General features: G+C 58.6%; 16 protein-coding genes. 6 read left to right on the top strand and 10 right to left on the bottom strand.

Annotated features, from left to right (window positions below; translation table 11 throughout):
* Nucleotides 1–119: 119 nt before the first annotated feature.
* The 8 genes from ARB25_RS08090 to rnd all read right to left on the bottom strand — a co-directional run bounded on the left by ARB25_RS08090 (nucleotide 120) and on the right by rnd (nucleotide 7,794).
* Nucleotides 120–1,298, bottom strand: coding sequence for an acetate/propionate family kinase (locus ARB25_RS08090; protein WP_006234305.1), 1,179 nt, complete (start codon nucleotides 1,296–1,298; stop codon nucleotides 120–122).
* A gap of 120 nt (nucleotides 1,299–1,418) precedes the next feature.
* A complete protein-coding gene (locus tag ARB25_RS08085; protein WP_006234307.1) occupies nucleotides 1,419–2,579 on the bottom strand; it encodes an MFS transporter in 1,161 nt (386 codons plus the stop codon).
* A 119-nt stretch (nucleotides 2,580–2,698) separates the two neighbouring features.
* Nucleotides 2,699–3,589 carry a LysR family transcriptional regulator gene (locus ARB25_RS08080; protein WP_055287249.1) on the bottom strand — a complete coding sequence of 297 codons (891 nt, stop codon included), beginning with the start codon at nucleotides 3,587–3,589 and terminating at the stop codon, nucleotides 2,699–2,701.
* 41 nt (nucleotides 3,590–3,630) lie between these two features.
* Nucleotides 3,631–3,966, bottom strand: a complete 336-nt coding sequence (locus tag ARB25_RS08075; protein ID WP_035137921.1) for a histidine triad nucleotide-binding protein — start codon at nucleotides 3,964–3,966, stop codon at nucleotides 3,631–3,633.
* 49 nt (nucleotides 3,967–4,015) lie between these two features.
* Nucleotides 4,016–4,282 (bottom strand): exodeoxyribonuclease VII small subunit, encoded by a 267-nt coding sequence (gene xseB, locus ARB25_RS08070; protein WP_006234311.1) that lies wholly within the window; start codon nucleotides 4,280–4,282, stop codon nucleotides 4,016–4,018.
* Between the two features lie 42 nt (nucleotides 4,283–4,324).
* Nucleotides 4,325–5,776, bottom strand: coding sequence for an exodeoxyribonuclease VII large subunit (gene xseA / locus ARB25_RS08065; RefSeq protein ID WP_055287247.1), 1,452 nt, complete (start codon nucleotides 5,774–5,776; stop codon nucleotides 4,325–4,327).
* 115 nt (nucleotides 5,777–5,891) lie between these two features.
* Nucleotides 5,892–6,596 (bottom strand): zinc metallopeptidase, encoded by a 705-nt coding sequence (locus ARB25_RS08060; protein WP_022094105.1) that lies wholly within the window; start codon nucleotides 6,594–6,596, stop codon nucleotides 5,892–5,894.
* A 64-nt stretch (nucleotides 6,597–6,660) separates the two neighbouring features.
* Nucleotides 6,661–7,794, bottom strand: coding sequence for a ribonuclease D (rnd, locus tag ARB25_RS08055; RefSeq protein WP_006234315.1), 1,134 nt, complete (start codon nucleotides 7,792–7,794; stop codon nucleotides 6,661–6,663).
* 98 nt (nucleotides 7,795–7,892) lie between these two features.
* On the opposite strand from rnd, the gene ARB25_RS08050 reads away from it, so the two are divergent.
* The 5 genes from ARB25_RS08050 to ARB25_RS08030 all read left to right on the top strand — a co-directional run bounded on the left by ARB25_RS08050 (nucleotide 7,893) and on the right by ARB25_RS08030 (nucleotide 14,854).
* Nucleotides 7,893–8,810 carry a diacylglycerol/lipid kinase family protein gene (locus ARB25_RS08050; RefSeq protein WP_055287245.1) on the top strand — a complete coding sequence of 306 codons (918 nt, stop codon included), beginning with the start codon at nucleotides 7,893–7,895 and terminating at the stop codon, nucleotides 8,808–8,810.
* Nucleotides 8,811–9,219: 409 nt separating this feature from the next.
* On the top strand, nucleotides 9,220–11,178 hold the full coding sequence (locus ARB25_RS08045; RefSeq protein ID WP_082421935.1) for a C69 family dipeptidase: 1,959 nt from the start codon (nucleotides 9,220–9,222) through the stop codon (nucleotides 11,176–11,178).
* A gap of 400 nt (nucleotides 11,179–11,578) precedes the next feature.
* A complete protein-coding gene (locus ARB25_RS08040; protein ID WP_055287241.1) occupies nucleotides 11,579–12,151 on the top strand; it encodes a hypothetical protein in 573 nt (190 codons plus the stop codon).
* Nucleotides 12,152–12,363: 212 nt separating this feature from the next.
* The gene (locus ARB25_RS08035) at nucleotides 12,364–14,115 is read left to right on the top strand and encodes an ABC transporter ATP-binding protein (RefSeq protein ID WP_055287239.1); all 1,752 of its coding nucleotides are present in this window, start codon (nucleotides 12,364–12,366) and stop codon (nucleotides 14,113–14,115) included.
* Nucleotides 14,108–14,854, top strand: coding sequence for an energy-coupling factor transporter transmembrane component T family protein (locus tag ARB25_RS08030; RefSeq protein ID WP_055287237.1), 747 nt, complete (start codon nucleotides 14,108–14,110; stop codon nucleotides 14,852–14,854). The genes ARB25_RS08035 and ARB25_RS08030 overlap by 8 nt, the downstream gene beginning before the upstream one ends.
* Nucleotides 14,855–14,980: 126 nt before the next feature.
* Here ARB25_RS08030 and ARB25_RS08025 read toward each other — a convergent pair whose 3' ends face one another.
* Nucleotides 14,981–15,727 (bottom strand): aspartate/glutamate racemase family protein, encoded by a 747-nt coding sequence (locus ARB25_RS08025; protein ID WP_055287235.1) that lies wholly within the window; start codon nucleotides 15,725–15,727, stop codon nucleotides 14,981–14,983.
* An 84-nt stretch (nucleotides 15,728–15,811) separates the two neighbouring features.
* Nucleotides 15,812–17,068 (bottom strand): carboxylate--amine ligase, encoded by a 1,257-nt coding sequence (locus ARB25_RS08020; protein ID WP_055287233.1) that lies wholly within the window; start codon nucleotides 17,066–17,068, stop codon nucleotides 15,812–15,814.
* A gap of 222 nt (nucleotides 17,069–17,290) precedes the next feature.
* On the opposite strand from ARB25_RS08020, the gene ARB25_RS08015 reads away from it, so the two are divergent.
* On the top strand, nucleotides 17,291–17,923 hold the full coding sequence (locus ARB25_RS08015; protein WP_216595139.1) for an MOSC domain-containing protein: 633 nt from the start codon (nucleotides 17,291–17,293) through the stop codon (nucleotides 17,921–17,923).
* Nucleotides 17,924–18,082: the final 159 nt, after the last annotated feature.

Genomic DNA, 18,082 nt, shown 5'->3' with positions numbered 1-18,082 from the left:
GCGGCCGCATTTTAATAAGAAGTTATCATATCTTGATAAATAGATATCAGCATATCGCCCAACGAGCGCAAAAGAGGAGCCGAACGGCGCTCGGTCGTCCAGCCCCTCCCCTCTTGCAATTACTTGCCGTTGACGATGCGCTCAACGTCGGAAGCGATCATGAACTCCTCGTCCGTAGGGATGACGAAAATCTTGACCTTGGAATCCTTGGCGGACAGGCACCAAGCGCCGTCGCCACGCAGGGCATTACGGGCGTGATCCATCTTGACGCCCATAAAGGCCAGACGATCGGCCACGCCAGCGCGAACGGCCGGAGCGTGCTCGCCGATGCCGGCGGTAAAGACCAGGGTGTCCATACCGCACATAGAAGTAGCCATCTCGGCAGCCTTGGCGGCAATCTTGTAGACAAACATGTCGAAGGCGAGCTGAGCCTCGGGGTCACCAGCGGCGGCGAGCTCCTCGACGTTGCGGCAGTCGTTGGTCTTGCCGCCGGTCACAGCCAAAAGGCCGGACTTCTTGTTCATCATCTCGTCGACCTCGTCGAAGGTGTAGCCGCCCTCGCGCTGCAGGTAGCAGACGGTGGCCGGGTCGATGGAGCCGCAGCGGGTGCCCATCATGACGCCGTCGAGCGGGGTGAGACCCATAGTGGTATCCATGCACTTGCCGTCCTCGATGGCGCACAGGGAAGCGCCGGAGCCGATATGGCATACGACGACCTTGCGGGCCTCGCCGTTGGTCATCTCTGCGACCTTCTTGGAGATGTAACGGTAGCTGGTGCCGTGGGCGCCGTACTTACGGATGTGCAGTTTGTCGCAGACGTCCTTGGGCAGGGCGTAAGTCTTGGCGACCTCGGGCATGTTGAAGTGGAAAGCGGTGTCGTAGACCGTGACGTTGGGCAGATCGGGATACTGCTCGAGGCAGTACTCGATAACGTTGGCCTCGGGGTTGTTGTGCAGCGGGGCGAGCGGAGCGACCTCGCGGATCTTGGCGAGGACGTCCTCGTCGACGAGGGAGGAATCGCCGAAGTACCAACCGCCCTGAACGATACGGTGGCCAATGCCCTCGATCTTGACGCCGTTGGCCTCGAGGTCCTTCAGGACGACCTCGATGGCGACCTTGTGGTCGGGGAACTCGATGTTCTCGGTCACCTTCTTGGAACCGTTGGCAGCGTGGGTGAAGGTACCACCGGTAAAGCAGACGCGCTCGCAGGAGCCCTTTGCGGACACCTTATGGGACTTGGTGTCGATGACCTGATACTTAAGGGTCGAAGATCCCGCGTTGACGACCAGAACGTTCATGTGTCTCCCTACTAACAGGCGGTGTGGCGCCGCCAGGTTACATACGCTTCAATAATAAACCCAAACGCCCTCGCGCTCGGGTTTATTGCGTTGATATATAAGTTATCGGTGCCTAAATACTCATGGCCTTTGACTTGTAAGACGAAATAGCGCGGGGATATACACCAGGGAAGAAATCCCGAGCGCAACAAGCAATACGACTCGAATGCCCGCGATGCTGCTCAACGCAGCATTGAACAGATAGAAAAGGATGGCACCCACCGCCACCATCTGGCTTTGGACCGAAATCAGTGAACAGCGCATCGAAGAATCGACAGCATTTTGAAAAATTGAGTATTTAATTGGAGCAAATAACGAGTACGCGACCGTCTGCAGTACATAGAACACGGGCAGCAAATAGACCGGAGTAAAGGGAATCAAAAACAGAGCAGCCAGGGAAAGGCGCACGATGCCGCAAATACGCGCAAAACGGCCCTTGTCGACATGAGCAATCACACTGGGCACAATAAGCCCCATGGAGGCCGAGGCAAGAAGCTGGACCGCAATGATCACACCCGAAGCGACGGCATTCATTCCGCGACCCGCAAGCAACAGTGAGAAAAAGTCTTCCAGGGCGACAAAAGCAAATGCCTGAGAGCAGTCCATGATGAACGCTGAACGAAGAATGCCGTTACGCGCAATAGCGGCACCGATCATCTTCGGGCTAATTCCACGCTTAGGTGTCGCTGTAGTGTCCCCTCTTCGCATCTCAGGAATGCAGACAACGACAACCAACGTCAACACCATTGCGATGATATCTGCCAAAAGACCAATGAGATACGCGCCAGCGGACGAAATGAAACCGCCCACACAAGCGGAGAGGGCATAAGAGGCATAGAAAACAAATCGCTCAACGACATTAAGCCTTACGAGCTGGTCCAGAGAGACGCTGTCAATGTAAATCGCTTCCATGGACCCGCTCATACATGCAGCGGCAAAACCTTTGAGAGCAAACGCGCCGATTAAAAGCAGAGGAGAACGGACGAGAAGCAGGGCGGCGTAGTATCCAAGCATCCCCACGACGCCAACGAGACCACTTGTCTTTCGTCCAAACCTATCGGCAATATAGCCAGTGGGAACTTCAAGGATGAACTTGCTCACTTGATATGCAATCATCATGCTAGAAATCGCCACCATCGAGAATCCGACGAATTCAAGGTAAACCGTCAGAAAATACAAAATGGTGCTGAAGTTCGACAGAAAAACAAACGTCATATAAAGCAAAACCGTACGGTTTTTCATGCTCCGCCCTCCAAGAGTCAACAATCTAAATCGGAATCTTGGAAAAGCATGAGGGCAAAGCCGTCAGTCATGTGTTACAAGGCGTCAACATTCACTTGACGACACGAGGCCAAATGGCCTCACGAAGCAAGATGACGCAATAGGTGAAGAAATACCGTCTGGTGTCGATCGGTCCAGGCATTTTGTCGATAGCAAAAGTAGATGGGCAAGGCTACGTCATGCGAACCTTCAATAGAGTACTCGTTCACTTCCGACCCATCTGATGCGAGAGAAGAGCCAGAAAAACCCAATATCAATCCCCCGGCTTGAAGAAACTCAGCCTGCGCTCTGTTTCCGTATTCGACGTCGCGGAAGCGGAAATTAACCAGCTGAGCTTCGGGGCATTGATTGATCGCATTGAGACAGGGCGACAAATTAATGGGAACAGCTAACCTGCCGCCCAGTAACTCACGAACGGTCATAGCACCCACAGATTGATGACCCGCTGGGCACGAAAGAACCTTGAGCTCCTTTTCACCCAAGTATTTCGAAGAAAGGACACTGTCCCTTGGTTCCTCAAATGAGATGGCCGCATCCGAAATGCCAAGCACAAGTGATTCAAAGCATGTAGCCGTTGGCTGATGCCACACATCAAGGTGAATCTGAGGGTGCGAGCTTTCAAACGAGTCGTACCAGTTTTCGGAAAAAAGACGCCCCCGCCCGTGAAGACAGGGGACGTAAAGACGAAAGTGGCCGTCGGGCGAAACGCCACCGTTCCCCGATTGGGTGTACTTTTTGAGATCGTCGACTTGTGCCAGGATCACGCGTGCACGACGCGCAAATTCTCTGCCCGCCGGAGACAAAACAGCCTCCCCCGCCGATCGATTGAGCAAAACGATCTGATACTCAGACTCCAGTTTCTTAATTGCCGACGAGACAGCCTGTGGGCTCACGTGAACGGCGCGAGCCGCTTTGCGCACGCCGCCGTAGTTCGCTACCGCTTGAAGGTATTCGAGTTGAGAAAACTGCATAGGTTACTCCAAAGGCAGCCAAGGCGACGGGCCGTGCGTCCTCAGATGAGGTTCTCGCCCAGGTTCTTGCCGCCGAGGACGTGCATGTGGAAGTGCATGACGGTCTGACCGGCGTTGACGCCCTTGTTGGAGATGACGCGGAAACCGTCCTCCAGACCCTTGGCCTTGGCGACCTCCTGGATGGCGTGGGCCATGGCGCCCATGGTCTCGGCGGGCACGTTATCGGCGATGTCACTGTAGTGCTTCTTGGGGATCACGAGCGTGTGGACCGGCGCCTGGGGATTGAGGTCGTCGAACGCGATGACCTGGTCATCCTCGTAGACGACGGTCGAGGGGATCTCGTGGTTGGCAATTTTGCAGAAGATGCAATCACACATGGTTGGTTCCTTTCTCACAGACCAAGGTAATTATATTTGGTCGGGATGGTTAGAACGAAAGGTTGTCGTCGGTGTTGGCGGCTTCGCCGTCGGCGAGCACGTCGTTGCCGTCGACGTCCTTCAGGAGCACCGAGACCTTCTGCTCGGCATCGGACAAGCGGGTACGCAGGCTCTTGAGGAGCTCGACGCCGCGGGTATAGCTCTCAAGCGACTCCTCGAGCTCCATATCGCCCGATTCCAAGCTGCGTATGATGAGCTCCAACTCCTGCGAAGCCTGCTTGTACGTAAGCTGCTCGACCGGGGTCTTTTCTGCCATATCTGTTTCCTTTCCTAAAGGTTTATCGCTGTGAAACGCGGCCTACTCGACCGTATTGACCGTTGCCGCCACGTTGCCGTCTGCCATGCGTACACGAATGGCATCGCCGGGCTTAAAGGTCTTGGCGCTCGTGGCCACCCCATCATCGCTGTACGCGATGGAGTAACCGCGGGCAAGCACCTTGAGCGGCGACAGGGCATCGAGCGAGGCTGCCGCACGGCCCAGGTCGGATGCTGGCTTGTTGAGCATCGTGCGCCCCTGATGCTCCAGGCGAGAACTCGCGAGCGTGAGCGCATGGCGTTTGCCATCGAGCCCCGAGGTGCTTGCAACCAGGCGCTCGGGCAGGCGCTCAAAGTTGGAGCGGAATGTCCCGACCGAGCGTACTATGGCGCCCGACAGGCGATCGGCAGTCAGCGCAAGCTCTGACTCGCGACGCTCAACCATAAACGTTGGGTCGTTGAGGCACGGGCGGCACGCAGCCGCATCGAGCGCATCGCCCAAGCGAGCCGTATAGGTATTCCAGGCACGGCGACCGCGCTGATCGAGCATCTCCAGGTCGACCTGGGCCGACCCAATCATCGATGCCATCGCGGCACCCAGACGCTGATAGCGCGCCTCGAGCACATCGGCCAACTCCGTCATAGCCGGCGCCACCGATTCGGCCGCCGCCGTAGGCGTAGAGGCGCGACGGTCGCTCACCATGTCGCAAATCGAGGTATCGGGCTCATGGCCAATGCCGGTCACCACGGGCACGGGACAAGCCGCCACCGCGCGGGCAAGCTCCTCGTCATTAAAGGTCATGAGGTCCTCAAAGGAGCCGCCGCCGCGCACCAGCAAGATGCAGTCGGGCGCCGGCGTGACGGCGGCGGCACGGCGCAGGCCCTCGATAAGCTCGGCCGGCGCACCCTCGCCTTGAACCCTGGCGCCCACGCAAACGAGCTCGACGAGCGGGTTGCGACGACGCAATGTGCGCTTGACGTCGTCGATTACGGCACCCGAAAGCGAGGTGACAACCGCCACGCGTGAGCAGAACACCGGGATGCGGCGTTTGCGCGCTTCGTCCATCAGGCCCTCGCGGCGTAGCTTTTCGGCCAGTTGCGCCACTTGTTGACGCAGCAGACCTTCCCCCGCCAGCGAAAACGAGCGAGCGACAAAGCTCATACGACCCGTGGGCTTATAGAGGTTGAAGCTGCCCTTAAAGCTCACCTGCATGCCGTCACGCAGATCGAAGGTACGCTTGAGATAGGCGCCCTTCCAGATGATGCAGTCGACGGCGGCCGAGTCGTCTTTAATCTGGAAGTAGCAGTGGCCGCTTCGGGCGTTGGGACCACGGAAACCCGTGACCTCGCCCAGGACACTCAGCTGCGGAATGGCATCGAGCGCACCAGCGGCGATCTCCACCGCCTGGCTCACGCTGAGCTCCTTGCGCTCCTGCTCATCCGAACCGTCAAACTCGGCGGAAACGGCATTGCCGGTTAGATTCCAGCCTGCCACGCAGCCTCCTTTCGTCATCGTGCACAAGGGCTTCGGCCCTGCGCAAATTCAAGTCCAACACATAGTACAGCGCCGCGGGGACACAAATCTCCGCGGCGCCTGTCAAGCCAATTTGTTATCGGTTGGAGTTTCTGTTGTAGCGAGCCATCAGGTAGAGCAGCTGAATGATCGAAGTGAGCGCTGCAGCAACATAGGTAAGTGCGGCTGCCGTCAGCACCTTCTTGGCGCCGTTGACCTGCTTGGAACTCATACCCGACTGCTCGATGTACGCCACAGCACGTCGGCTGGCGTCAATCTCAACAGGCAACGTAACGAGTTGGAACAGCACGCTAAACGAGAAGAAAATCAACGCGAGGGTCGTAAGCCCCGCGATGTTCATAAACAGGCCCATGAGTAGCACGATGGTCCAGGTGTTCTGGGTAAAGTTAACGACCGGGACCAGGGCGGTGCGCACCTTCATCATGGCGTAGCCGCTTTGACGCTGGGCGGCATGGCCCGCCTCATGGCAGGCCACGGCAACGCTTGCGACCGATCCGCCCGAACGGTTGGCATCAGAGAGGTACAGGTTGTTGTCCTGCGGGTTGTAATGGTCGGTGAGCTCGCCAGCGACACCCTTGATACCCACGGCGTTACAACCGTTGGCATCGAGCATGCGGCGAGCGACCGTGGCACCCGTATCGCCGTCCGAGCGAACCTTGGACCAGGTTTTGTACGTCGAGTTGATATAGTTCTGTGCGGCAAGGCCAAGCACCGTGCAGACAAGAACAACCAGCAGGTACAGCGGGTCGATGCCAAAGCCGTATCCATAGTAATAAGGCATGCGAATTCCTCCGAATCGAGTTACACGTTGGAGGCATTCTACCCACTCAAGCGGCTAGGCTTCCTTACAGCAATTCGATTTTTCCGTCCTTCACCGTCAACCCCATATTGCCGGAAAGCAGATCGTCCAGGCGCGAGCCCACAAGCTCAAAGCGCCAGCCTTCGCGCAAGGGGCTCTGCTCGGGATGCTCAATATAGTCGGCCAGGTCATCGCGCGAGGCAATGACCGAAGTCGCCACGCCCGAGCGCTCGGCAACCAGGCGGATGAGCGCGTACATCAGGTCCGTCACGCTCTCCAACTCCGGCGAAATCTGACGGTGCCCGCGCACCATGAGCGGCAGGCGATCGTGCGGGCAGCTCGCGCCGCGCTTGATGGCCATGAGCGCACCGTCCACGTCGCGCTCCCCCAACTGATCGGTGCCGCGAATGCTACGGAACTCCTCAACGCGCACGGGATTGCGCTTAACGAGCGCAAGCAGCGTGTCGTCGGACATGACCCACTTGCGCGGGATGTTACGGCGTTCGGCGCGGTCCTCACGCCAGGCGGCGAGCTCACGCGCGATGCCCAACTGGTGACGGCTGCACGAATTGATGCGTTTGACCTTGCGGAACGCCTCGTGGCGATCGGCACGGTAGTGCGACTCGTCAGCCAGCGGGCGCAGCTCGTCGAGCACCCAGTCCACACGGCCCAGCTCGCGCAGGCGGCTCATCATCTCGGTATAGGCGACGATCAGGTACTTGACGTCATCGATCGCATACTCAATCTGCTTATCGGTCAGCGGGCGGCGCGACCAGTCGGTCAGCGACTCGGTCTTGGGCAGCGATACGCCGCAGAACGTCTGAACAAGCGCGCCATACGAAATCTGCTGGCGCTCGCCCAAAAAGGCGGCGGCGACCTGCGTATCGAAAATCGGTCGTGGCAGCACGCCCACGGTATGGAGCATGACCTCCATATCCTGCGAGCACGCGTGGAAGACCTTGGTCACGCTCTCGTCGGCCATAAGCTCGGCCAGCGGCGAGAGGTCGTCGATCACCAGAGGGTCGACCGCTACGCTCTCGGCAGGGGTGGCAATCTGAACCAAGCACAGGCGCGGGTGGAATGTGCGCTCGCGCAAAAACTCGGTATCGACGGCAATCGCGTCGAACTCACGGGCGCGCTGGCAAAAGTCGAGTAGAGCCTGATGTGTGGAAATGTACATATCAACCCATCGAATAAGGTTAGGCCCGAAAAACACGGGTAGGATATCGGCATTGCCTTACAACTATACTCGGTTAGTCACAGAACGGGAACGTAAGTATGCGCTGCCTTATCATCCATAACCCTGCATCGGGCCCCAGCTCAGATGAAATCTACGCATTCACGCACGCCCTCGCGCAGGGCGGCGACGAGGTCGTGATGCGCTTTATCGGCGATGGCATGGAGCCCGAGGATGCCGTGGCAGACGTGCGCGAGTTTGACCGCGTGGTCGTTTCGGGCGGCGACGGCACTGTCTCCAACGTGCTCGACCAGATGCGCGGATGCGGTCTCCCCACGCTCGTCTTCCCCTCCGGTACGGCCTGCCTGTTCTTCAACAACATCGGCAATGCCCCCGAGGCAGCGGCGCTCGCCAAGGCCTGCCGTGCCGGTCGCACGGTCAAAGTCGACATGGGCGAGCTCTTTTGGCTCGACGAGAACGGCAACGAGAAGCGCCACGGCTTCATCATCATCGCCGGCTCGGGCTTCGACGCCGAGATCATGATGAAGGCCGCCCCCACCAAAAACGACATCGGCGAGATCGCCTACTTCCTCTCTGCACTCGCCACGCCCAACCCTACGGTAGCGCACTTTACCATTGAGCATGACGGCATTGTCGAGGAGCTCGACGGCATCTGCTGCATGGCCGGCAATACCTCGGTCATCCAAAACGACATCAACCTGTTCCCCGACTGCCGCATGAACGATGGCATGGTCGACATTGCAGTCATCGAACCCGTGCGCACCGTGCAGCTGCTGCCTACCGTGATCACCGCTGCGCTTGACCCCGCCGGCAAGGTACTCGGGCGCCCGCAGTTCAAGATCATCCAGACCAAGGAAGCCAAGATCACCTGCACCCCGTCACTGGGCATGCAGTTCGATGGCGAGATTATCTCCAGTAATTCGGGCGTCTTTGGAGCCCGCGCGCTTCCACAATGCCTCGACCTCATCGTCGACGAATTCTCCCCACTCGGAAAATAGGAGGACCCTATGAACGACAATCCCCTGCTCGGCTTTATCATCATCGTTTTGGCCATGCTCGTCGGCTATGCGATCAACGTGATCCACCGCCGGAAGAAGTAATTCCACATTGGTATGATATTCATCCAATTATCGTCTCCCCTGCTGTTTATGCATTTGCCAAACAGCGGGGGATTTTTCTTTGCGCCCCGTGCAAGGCGCTTTATTCAGATACAGTAATTGCAGGGTGTCTTTATTTAAGTAAAGCTACAAAATGAGTACGATTTACCGCTCATCGCATATTTCATCACGCTTATCGAGTAAGTTTCTTTCATAGATGAATATTGTTTCTAGTTCGTTACGCTAATGAGGTGTCTTTATTGGCTGAAGCCCTCTGGCGACAGAGGGCTTTCGCACGCTGGGAGGGAAAATGAGGAAAACTCACCCCGTCAACGCGCTCAAGAAGTTAGGCATAGGCCTCGCCTTTGGAGCTGCAACCATCATGTCCATGCCGACCTCTGCGCTCGCCTGCACGCAGGTCTATATGGGCAACAAGCTGACGGCCGACGGTAATACGTACTACGGCCGCACCGAGGACATTGGCACTCGTTACCTCAAACACTATGGCATCGAGCCCTCTTATGGCCCTGGTCATACCTACAGCTCGGACGAGTCCGGATTCTCCTACACCTCGACCAAGACTACGTATCGTTACAGCTACGTGCGCGACCATCCTGCTGAGTGGGACGGACGCTGGGATGCCTACTCCGAGGCCGGCATCAATGAGAGGGGCGTCTCCTGCTCCGCAACACTGAGCACCTCCTACAACGACGATGCCAAGGCAGCGGATCCCACGACCAAGCATGCCCACAAAGCAAATCCCGAGGTCAAAAATACCGGCATCGGCGAGTACAGCTACGCGGGCGTCATCTTGGGCGAGAGCGCAACGGCCCGCGAGGGCGTCGAGCTTATCGGCAGTCTGATTGACGAGCAGGGCGTCTGCTCCAACGACCAGATTGTCATCGCCGACAACACCGAGACTTGGCTGTTCGCCGCGCTTTCCGGCCACCAGTGGATCGCTATGAAGCTGACCGACGACGTCGCTTCGGTCAACCCCAACATTAGTAACCTCAATTTTCAGGTCAATCTTGACGATCCTGAGAACTGCCTCCACTCTGAGGGGATCAAGACTATGCCCGAAGAGAAGGGCTTCGCCAAGTACTTTGAAGACGGACAGTTCGATGTTGCCCAGACCTACGGTGCATCTATCAACAATACGGGCATGGGCTCTTGGGCGCGTTATATCCAGGGCCGCGACTACTTTATGGCTCCGCTGACCGAGGGCACCGACTACGAGATCGTCAAGGACAAGGACAAGAATGACGTCACGCTCGGTGCCATGGTTCATGAGATGCAGCCGCTGTTCTTCCAGCCCAGCAAGTCCGACTGGAACACGTTTGAGCTGATTCGCGCCTTCGGCAACCGCGGTGAAAAAGTCCCCGGCCTTAATGCCAATACTGACGGTGTCAGCAGCATCGGTTCCAACCGCAACGCCGAGGCCAACCTCTTCCAGATTCGAAAGGGCTATGACCCCGAGGTTGCAACCATCCAGTGGGAGATGCTCTCCTGCGCCGAGTTCTCCGTCGCTATCCCGCTATACTCCGCTCTGATGACCGAAGTCAGCCCCTACTTCAGCGACCAGACCGTTGATTATGGTCACTGCAGCGAGACGGACATCGTGAACAACGAGGAGCCCGAGAACTCCATTAACTACGTCCTGATGGACATCAACTCGCTTTGCTTCGCGAACCGCGCACAATTCGCCACCAGCGTCCGCACCTACCTCGATGCGCTCCAGAACGAGCTCATCGAGCAGAACAAGGAAGTCGACACCGCCATGCTGGCCGAGACGACCACCGAGGGCCGCACTGCCCTGGCCAACAAGGCCGGCAAGGCTGCTACCGAGAACACCTACAAGAAGTGCAAGGCACTGCTCCAGGAGATGCGCGCCTATCAGAAGGCCGAAAACTTCGACCAGCCCTTCACCCCAAGCGACCTGAACACCGAGACCAACGGCCTCAAGGTGTCCATCACCTACGCCAAGGATGCTCTTGCCACCGATCCGGTCACCCCGGATCAGCCCGGCACCCCCGAGCAGCCTGGTACTCCTGAGCAGCCCGGTACCCCCGAGCAGCCAGCCGCCAAGCCTGAGAAGCCTAGCAAGTCCGACACCACGACCACGGTAACCACTAACAAGACGAACACCAAGGGCGGCCTGCCCACCACTGGCGATCGTTTTGATGGCCGCATGGTGGCCGCATTCGCCATCGCTGGCGTTGCCGTCATCTCCGCGGGCGGTTACTTCCTCTACCGTCGCAATAAGGAGTAACGTCTTAGCTGAGCGGACAAGGCAGCAATGGCAGCCTCGCCCGCTCAGCCCGCTCTTTTGACCGGCGGGAAAACCGCCTGAAATCTTTTCAAAAAAGATTTCCCCGCACACACTTCGCTGTGCTATAGTGCAGCGCAACAGCAACTAGGTGCGACCGCGCCACGGCATCACGAAAGGAGCCACCAACATGAAGAACACGATGACGTCTCTCAACAACTGGTGGTGGCGTGATGCGAATACGATCGGTCGACAGTGAGTCCCTCACGCCTGTTTTTGCGCTCTAGGTGATTGGAAGGCCTCCGGTTTCGACCGGGGGCCTTTTTCTATCTCGAGCCCGATCGCATTCGCATCACGCGCCTCCGCTTTTCTCTTGCACTCCCATTCCGAAAGGATTTTCACCATGTCTCAGAACACCACCGCCGCCCAGCCCCGCACCGTCCAGACCGCTGACCGCGGCAAACTCGATGTCCGCGCCCTCGTCCTGCTCGCCATCCTGCTCGCCGCCGGCTTCATCCTCAACTTCACCGTCGGCAAGGCCATCTCGGGCATCTCGGGCGGCATGATCAGCCCCGAGTTCATCATCTCGGCCTTCTGCCTCACCATCCTGGTCGTTCGCCCCAACATCGGCCAGGCGCTCGTCATTGGCCTTATCTCGGCTGCCGTGATCCAGATCACCACTACTTCGCCGTTCGTTGATTTTGCCGCCGAGGGCATCGCCGCCATGCTCATGGCCGGCATCGTCAACGCCGCCGGCAAGAACGGTCAGGTCAAGCCCGCCATCGCCATTGTCGCAACCTTCCTGACCACCTTTGTCTCCGGCGCCATCTTCATGGTCATCAAGATGGCCATGCTCGGCGTGGTAGGCGAGCTCGCCGCCGCCATGCTGCCCGTCGTCGCCATGACCGCCGTCTTTAACGCCATTCTGGTCGGCGCCCTCTACTTGCCCATCCAGAAGGCCCTGAAGCTCAACTAGCCCGTTCGACTTTACGAGCCACCCCATCTTGGCGTTCATTCGTCGCTCGCGTACCCAAGTACGCTTCGCTCCTCTTTCTCGCGCCAACCTGGGGCCCCTCGTAAAGCCGTCTCCGTGCTTCACCACCAAAGACTGTCCCAAACGACTAGCTTTTGGGGACGTTCTTAAACGACTGGTCATGTAAGAACGTCCATTGACTATGAAAGGTATCCATGAAAACGATCATCAACGTCGACGATGTCTCGTTCTCCTATGGCACGCAAACCGAGCAGGCGCTCAGCCACATCTCGCTCAGCGTGAACAAGGGAGATTTCATCGGCATCATCGGGCCCTCGGGCGCCGGCAAGTCCACGCTTGCCGCCTGCCTGTCGGGTGCCGTGCCCCACCACTACACCGGCACGTTCTTTGGGTCCGTCATGGTTGACGGCCACGACACCTGCGAGGTCTCGCTGACCGACGTGTCGCAAATCGTCGGCAGCGTGCTGCAGGATATCGACACGCAGATGGTCGCTTCGGTCGTCGAGGACGAGATGCTCTTTGGCCTCGAGAACTTTGGCGTTCCCCACGACCAGATCGAGCAGCGCGTGAGCGAAACGCTCGAGACCGTCGGCATCAGCGACCTGCGCGACCGCGAGATCGCCACCCTCTCGGGCGGACAGAAGCAAAAGGTAGCCATCGCCGCCATCCTCGCCATGCGTCCGCGCGTCTTGGTTCTCGACGAGCCCACCGCGGCACTCGACCCCGCCAGCTCCACGTTGGTCTTCGAGACGCTGCGTGAGGCAAACCGCACACTTGGAATCACCATCGTCGTCGTTGAGCAAAAGGTCGCCCTGCTCTCGGAGTACTGCAACCGCGTGCTCGTGCTCAACCATGGCGAAATTGCGCTGCAGGGCGAGCCACACGAGGTCTTCGCGCATACCGACGAGCTCCGTGCCATCGGCGTCGACTGCCCTCGCGTCACGCGCATCTTCAATAGCCTCGAGGCTGATGGCCTGGTAAGCGGTACCCCCTGCTTGGATGTCGATGAGGCCGAGCGCCTGATTTCGGGCATAGTCGACCCCGCACACGTGGCCATCGAAGCCCAGACGCCCGCCGGTTCCCCGCATGCACCGTCGTTGCGCCCTCATGCCAAGGACGCCGAACCCGTACTCACCTTCGACCATGTTGAGTTTGCCTATCCCAATGGCGGAGCCGCCGTACACGACCTTAGCCTGACGCTCTATCCTGGCGAGCTCGTGGGCATCGTCGGCCAAAACGGCGCCGGCAAGACCACGCTCACCAAACTGCTCACAGGCTTGCTTAAGCCCGCCTCGGGCAGCGTGCGCGTCACGGGACTGGATACCGCAGCCGTTCCCACGAGCCGCATCGCTCGCGAGGTCGCGACCCTTTTCCAAAACCCCGACCGCCAGATCTGCAAGGACACCGTGCTCGACGAGGTCGCCTTTGGCCTGGAGCTTACCGGCATCGACCGTGCCGAGGCGCTGCGTCGCGCCCAGCTCGTCATCGACCGCTTTGGCTTGCCGGCCGACGAGGCGCCCTTCTCGCTCTCGCGCGGTCAGCGACAAATGGTGGCGCTTGCCTCCGTCGTAGTGGTTGAGCCCAAGATCGTCGTGCTCGACGAGCCCACGAGCGGCCTTGATTACCGCGAGTGCATGACCGTCATGGAAACAGTGCGCACCATGGCCGAGCGCGGTTGCGCCGTTATCATGGTCTGCCACGATATGGAAGTCGTCTCGGATTTTGCCGAGCGCATTGTGGTAATGGCCGACGGTCGCATCCTCGACCGCGGCCGCACGCACGAGCTATTCTCGAACATCGATCTCATGCGGCGTGCCTACGTGGAGCCTCCCCAGGTTATTGAACTCTCGCGCCGTCTGGCATCTTCCGTCTCGCCCGCTTTTGCGCAGGTGAGCGAGGTCACCGATGTCGTTCGAATTACCAAGGAGATGGTCCACCGTGGTTAACGTCATCGACTACATGCCGGGCGATACGCTGCTGCATCGCCTGAACCCCGTCGTCAAACTGGGCCTCGCCGCCGCCATCATCGTCGGCATCTTTTTGTCCGACACCTACGTGGCGCTGCTGGGCTTTTTGGCACTCACCCTTGCACTGGGTGCCTATGCCGGCGTCGTCGACCGTCTGTTCTCGCTGCTCAAGTTGCTGATTCCGCTCGCGCTTATCATGCTGGTGCTCCAGCTGGCCTTTATGCGCGATGGCAACGTGGTGTGGAGCTTTATCACCGACACGGGCCTCATCACGGGATCGAAGGCCTGTCTGCGCCTGCTGGGTGTGGCGTTACCACTCATCCTCATGCTCATGGTGACCAAGCTCAACGACCTTGCCAACGCCTGCGTCGAGGTGCTGCACGTGCCGTATCGCTATGCCTTCACCTTTACCACGGCGCTGCGCTTTGTGCCGGTGTTTGGTCAGGAGATGAACGCCATCATGGAGGCGCAGACCGCACGCGGCGTCGAGTACGACACCAAGAACCCCATCAAGAAGCTTAAGCTCATGCTGCCACTGTGCGTGCCGCTGCTCATCTCGAGTGTGGGCAAGACCGATGCCACAGCCTTGGCGGCAGAACAGCGCGGCTTCTATCTGCGTACGCGCGCCAGCTCGTACAAGCGCTACCCCATCAAGGGCCTGGACATCGCCGTGCTCATCGTCAGCATCGCCCTCATCGTCATCGGCTTCCTGTTCTAGTTCACCACCGACAGCAACCGCCCCAACGCAAAAGGCTTCGGCTCGCACCAAACGAGCCGAGGCCTTTACTGTTTCACCAGATAAAACCTACCAAAATAAACCTGTCCCTTTTTGGCAGGTCGGAAGCTAGAGGCGGTAGGGGGCGCCGCTGCGGATGATGGATTCGCGCACCAGGACATCCATGGCGTCGAGGGTGATCTCGGGCATCTCTCGGTACTTTTGCAACACCGAGAGCTCGGTGCAGGCCAGAATGACGCGGTCGCAGCCGCTACGGGCGAACTCCCACATCACGCGGTCGAACTTATCCATATCGGGCTCACGTCCGGCCTTCACATCATCGTAGATAAGCGACATCACATCGTTCTGACGTTTCTCGCTGGGATAGACAACCTCGACACCCGCGGCCTCGCATTCGCGGCCGTAGACGCCCGCGCCCACGGTGCCATCGGTTCCCATGATGCCGATCTTATGCACCGGCTCGGCCGGCATACTCAGGTTGGGGTCGAACTCGCACTCCCCCATCACCGCACCGGCCAGAGCATAGCGCACCGACTCACGCGGCATGTGGATAATCGGCACCTTCGTAAACGACTGGATCTGGTCATAGAAGTAGTGTGACGTGTTGCAGGGAATGGCAATGTGTGCACAGCCCAGCGACTCGAGTGCCTGGGCGCACTCTTTCATGGTCGCCAGCAGTTTGGCATGCTCGCCGGTCTTAATGGCCAGCGTGCGGTCGGGCATGGTCGACTTGGAGAGTACCACCATGTCGATATGTTCCTGATCGCAGGCAGCAGCCGTATGACGCACCACCTGGTCGTAGTAATACGACGTGGCCTCGGCGCCCATGCCGCCGATAACTCCCAGCTTTTCCATCGCCGCCTCCTTGGTGACGCTTGCGCAATTGCGCGTATCATACCCGCGCCCGCCCGATGCAAACCGGACGGGCGCCGCGCTCATCTACTTGTAATACGTCTTGAACAGCTTAAAGTGGCGCAGCTTGGTGTGCCACATGCGCAGCCAGCGGTTAAAGACAAAGTCGCCCTTCATAAACGAAGGGTCGGCGCCCTTGCCCTCCTTGTCCAGGCGATGCACCTTAGCGCGCAGCTCGGGATCCTTGACGTACTTGTCGACGACGCCCATGGGGACGACCATCCACAGGGCCTCGTCCTGCGCCGTCACAAACTCCGGCTCAAACGGGCGGTTGAGCACATACTCGTCCACCACATACTTGGCAACGTTAAAGCCGCTGTTGGTAACGTAGTAGTTGCTGCGACCCTGGCGCGTGTTGAAATCGAAGAACTTAAACGAGCCATCGCGCTCGTCGTACTTAACGTCAAAGTTGGAATAGCCCACAAAGTGAAGGTCCTCGAGCAACTTGCGCACGCCGCCCATGAGCTCGTCGTTGGGCTCGGTAATGATACAGGCATGGTTGCCGACACCGTGGGGCTGATGCTCCTCGAGCAGCACATGGCCCAGGCACATCATGCGGACCTTACCGTTGCGGTCGGAATAGCTGGTGAGCACGCGCATGTACTCGTCGTTGCCGGGCACGCGATCCTGCAAGATCAGATCGTCAGTGTAGCCGCTGGCATACGAATCGCGAATGACCTGTTCCAGCTCGGCGCGGTCGGCAATCTCATAGGCCTTCTTCTGGCCCTCGAACTCATGCTGCCACCACATGATGCCGTCAGAAGGCTTCAGAATCATCGGGTAAGGAAAATCGATCTGGTCGAGCACTTCGGCAGGCGCCTCACCCTGAGCATTGAGCATCGCCTTGGTAAAGGTAAACGTGTGTGGATAGGGCACGCCATGCTTCTCGCACAGCTCGTAGAAGATCTCCTTCTTCTGACACTGCTCAAGCATGCTATAGGGAGCGTAAGGCGCGACGATGTTATCCGCCAACTCATGGGCATCCTTGGCCTGAGCCACGAGGGCAACATAGTTATCGCCACAGCCCACAAGGACAATCGTCTTATCGGCATGCGCTTGGGCAATGCCGTTGACGGTTTTGAGCATCACGGGCATGGTATCGATATCCACGTTGGGCGTGTAGTCGATAATCTGGCTGCGGTACGCGGGACCCGTCTGGTACTTGCCAAAAACCAGACTCTTGACCTGGTACTCCTCGTAGAAGGCGCGCGCCACCGAATAGGCGTTGATGTCGCCACCAAGCAGCACGGGAATGAACTCGCGCTCTGTAAACTGCAATGCCATGGAAACTTCCTATCATGAACTGCCCACACAACGGGCGGTCTTTGCGCAACTGATTCATTCTAGCGTGCCAAGCCGCCGGCGCCCAAAGCTCCACCGTATCTATGGCAATCGACGTAATCGTCCAGCACGAAGACGGCGCTCACCGTTGTATGACAATGGGCAATGAACCTACCATTGTTGTAGGATTCATCGTATTGACATCTTCGAGCGAAAGGCGCACACGTGCCCCAAGACCATCCGACCGATAATCCCATCCTCAATGCCGCGAGGCGCGAGCTGGCAGAACGTGCGAAAGCGACCGCTCCCCTGTGCACGGCAAACGACGCCTACAACGGACCCGCCCGCATTGTCTCGATCAACACGTCGGCACACAAGGGCACGCGCAAGTCGCCCGTCGCCGACGGGCACGACACCGTTATAGAGCAATTTGGCCTCGCCTCTGATGCGCACGCCGGGCATTGGCACCGCCAGGTTTCCTTTTTAGCTGCAGAGTCTATCCAGACGGCGCAGGCGCGCGGGCTCGATGTGCACGAGGGCGACTTTGGCGAGAACTTCACAACCCGGGGCATCAACCTGCTCTCGCTCCCCTTGGGCACACAGCTCAAGCTTGGCAGCGAGGTGCTTGTCGAAATCAGCCAAATCGGCAAGGTCTGCCACACACGCTGTGCCATCTACTATCTCGCCGGCGACTGCATCTTTCCCCACGAGGGCGTTTTTGGCGTGGTACTAAAGGGCGGAGAGGTCAACGCCGGTGACGAAATCCAGGTAGTCAAGCTCGGCGACGGCACCTGTTCGTTCACCCCCGCCGAGGCCCTCGAAGAGATTGAGCAGGCTCGCCAGAAGGGCACGCTGTAGTTATAAAACCCCACGTTGAGATGGCTTTTACTGCCCAAAACTCCTCTCAAACAGAGCTCTGTAACGTTAAAGTTGAACTCTATGGTTTCTCAACAATTCATCATAACTGCAGGTCAAAGCCAAAGCCTCAAGTTCAACTTGACCCTTTGGAACCTTTAA

It is taken from the genome of Collinsella aerofaciens (genome assembly GCF_001405375.1).
GTDB classification, from domain to species: domain Bacteria; phylum Actinomycetota; class Coriobacteriia; order Coriobacteriales; family Coriobacteriaceae; genus Collinsella; species Collinsella aerofaciens_F.
Note: the sequence above shows the minus strand (reverse complement) of the source record. Positions and strands in the feature narration are given on the sequence as shown.

Bases quoted from the DNA above. Each gene is read 5' to 3' on its own strand.
- ARB25_RS08050 (WP_055287245.1), top strand. From the start codon at position 7,893: ATGCGCTGCCTTATCATCCATAACCCTGCATCGGGCCCCAGCTCAGAT.
- ARB25_RS08025 (WP_055287235.1), bottom strand. From the start codon at position 15,727: ATGGAAAAGCTGGGAGTTATCGGCGGCATGGGCGCCGAGGCCACGTCG.
- ARB25_RS08040 (WP_055287241.1), top strand. From the start codon at position 11,579: ATGTCTCAGAACACCACCGCCGCCCAGCCCCGCACCGTCCAGACCGCT.
- ARB25_RS08060 (WP_022094105.1), bottom strand. From the start codon at position 6,596: ATGCCTTATTACTATGGATACGGCTTTGGCATCGACCCGCTGTACCTG.
- rnd (WP_006234315.1), bottom strand. From the start codon at position 7,794: ATGTACATTTCCACACATCAGGCTCTACTCGACTTTTGCCAGCGCGCC.
- ARB25_RS08080 (WP_055287249.1), bottom strand. From the start codon at position 3,589: ATGCAGTTTTCTCAACTCGAATACCTTCAAGCGGTAGCGAACTACGGC.
- ARB25_RS08090 (WP_006234305.1), bottom strand. From the start codon at position 1,298: ATGAACGTTCTGGTCGTCAACGCGGGATCTTCGACCCTTAAGTATCAG.
- ARB25_RS08085 (WP_006234307.1), bottom strand. From the start codon at position 2,579: ATGAAAAACCGTACGGTTTTGCTTTATATGACGTTTGTTTTTCTGTCG.
- ARB25_RS08045 (WP_082421935.1), top strand. From the start codon at position 9,220: ATGAGGAAAACTCACCCCGTCAACGCGCTCAAGAAGTTAGGCATAGGC.
- ARB25_RS08020 (WP_055287233.1), bottom strand. From the start codon at position 17,068: ATGGCATTGCAGTTTACAGAGCGCGAGTTCATTCCCGTGCTGCTTGGT.
- ARB25_RS08035 (WP_055287239.1), top strand. From the start codon at position 12,364: ATGAAAACGATCATCAACGTCGACGATGTCTCGTTCTCCTATGGCACG.
- xseB (WP_006234311.1), bottom strand. From the start codon at position 4,282: ATGGCAGAAAAGACCCCGGTCGAGCAGCTTACGTACAAGCAGGCTTCG.
- ARB25_RS08075 (WP_035137921.1), bottom strand. From the start codon at position 3,966: ATGTGTGATTGCATCTTCTGCAAAATTGCCAACCACGAGATCCCCTCG.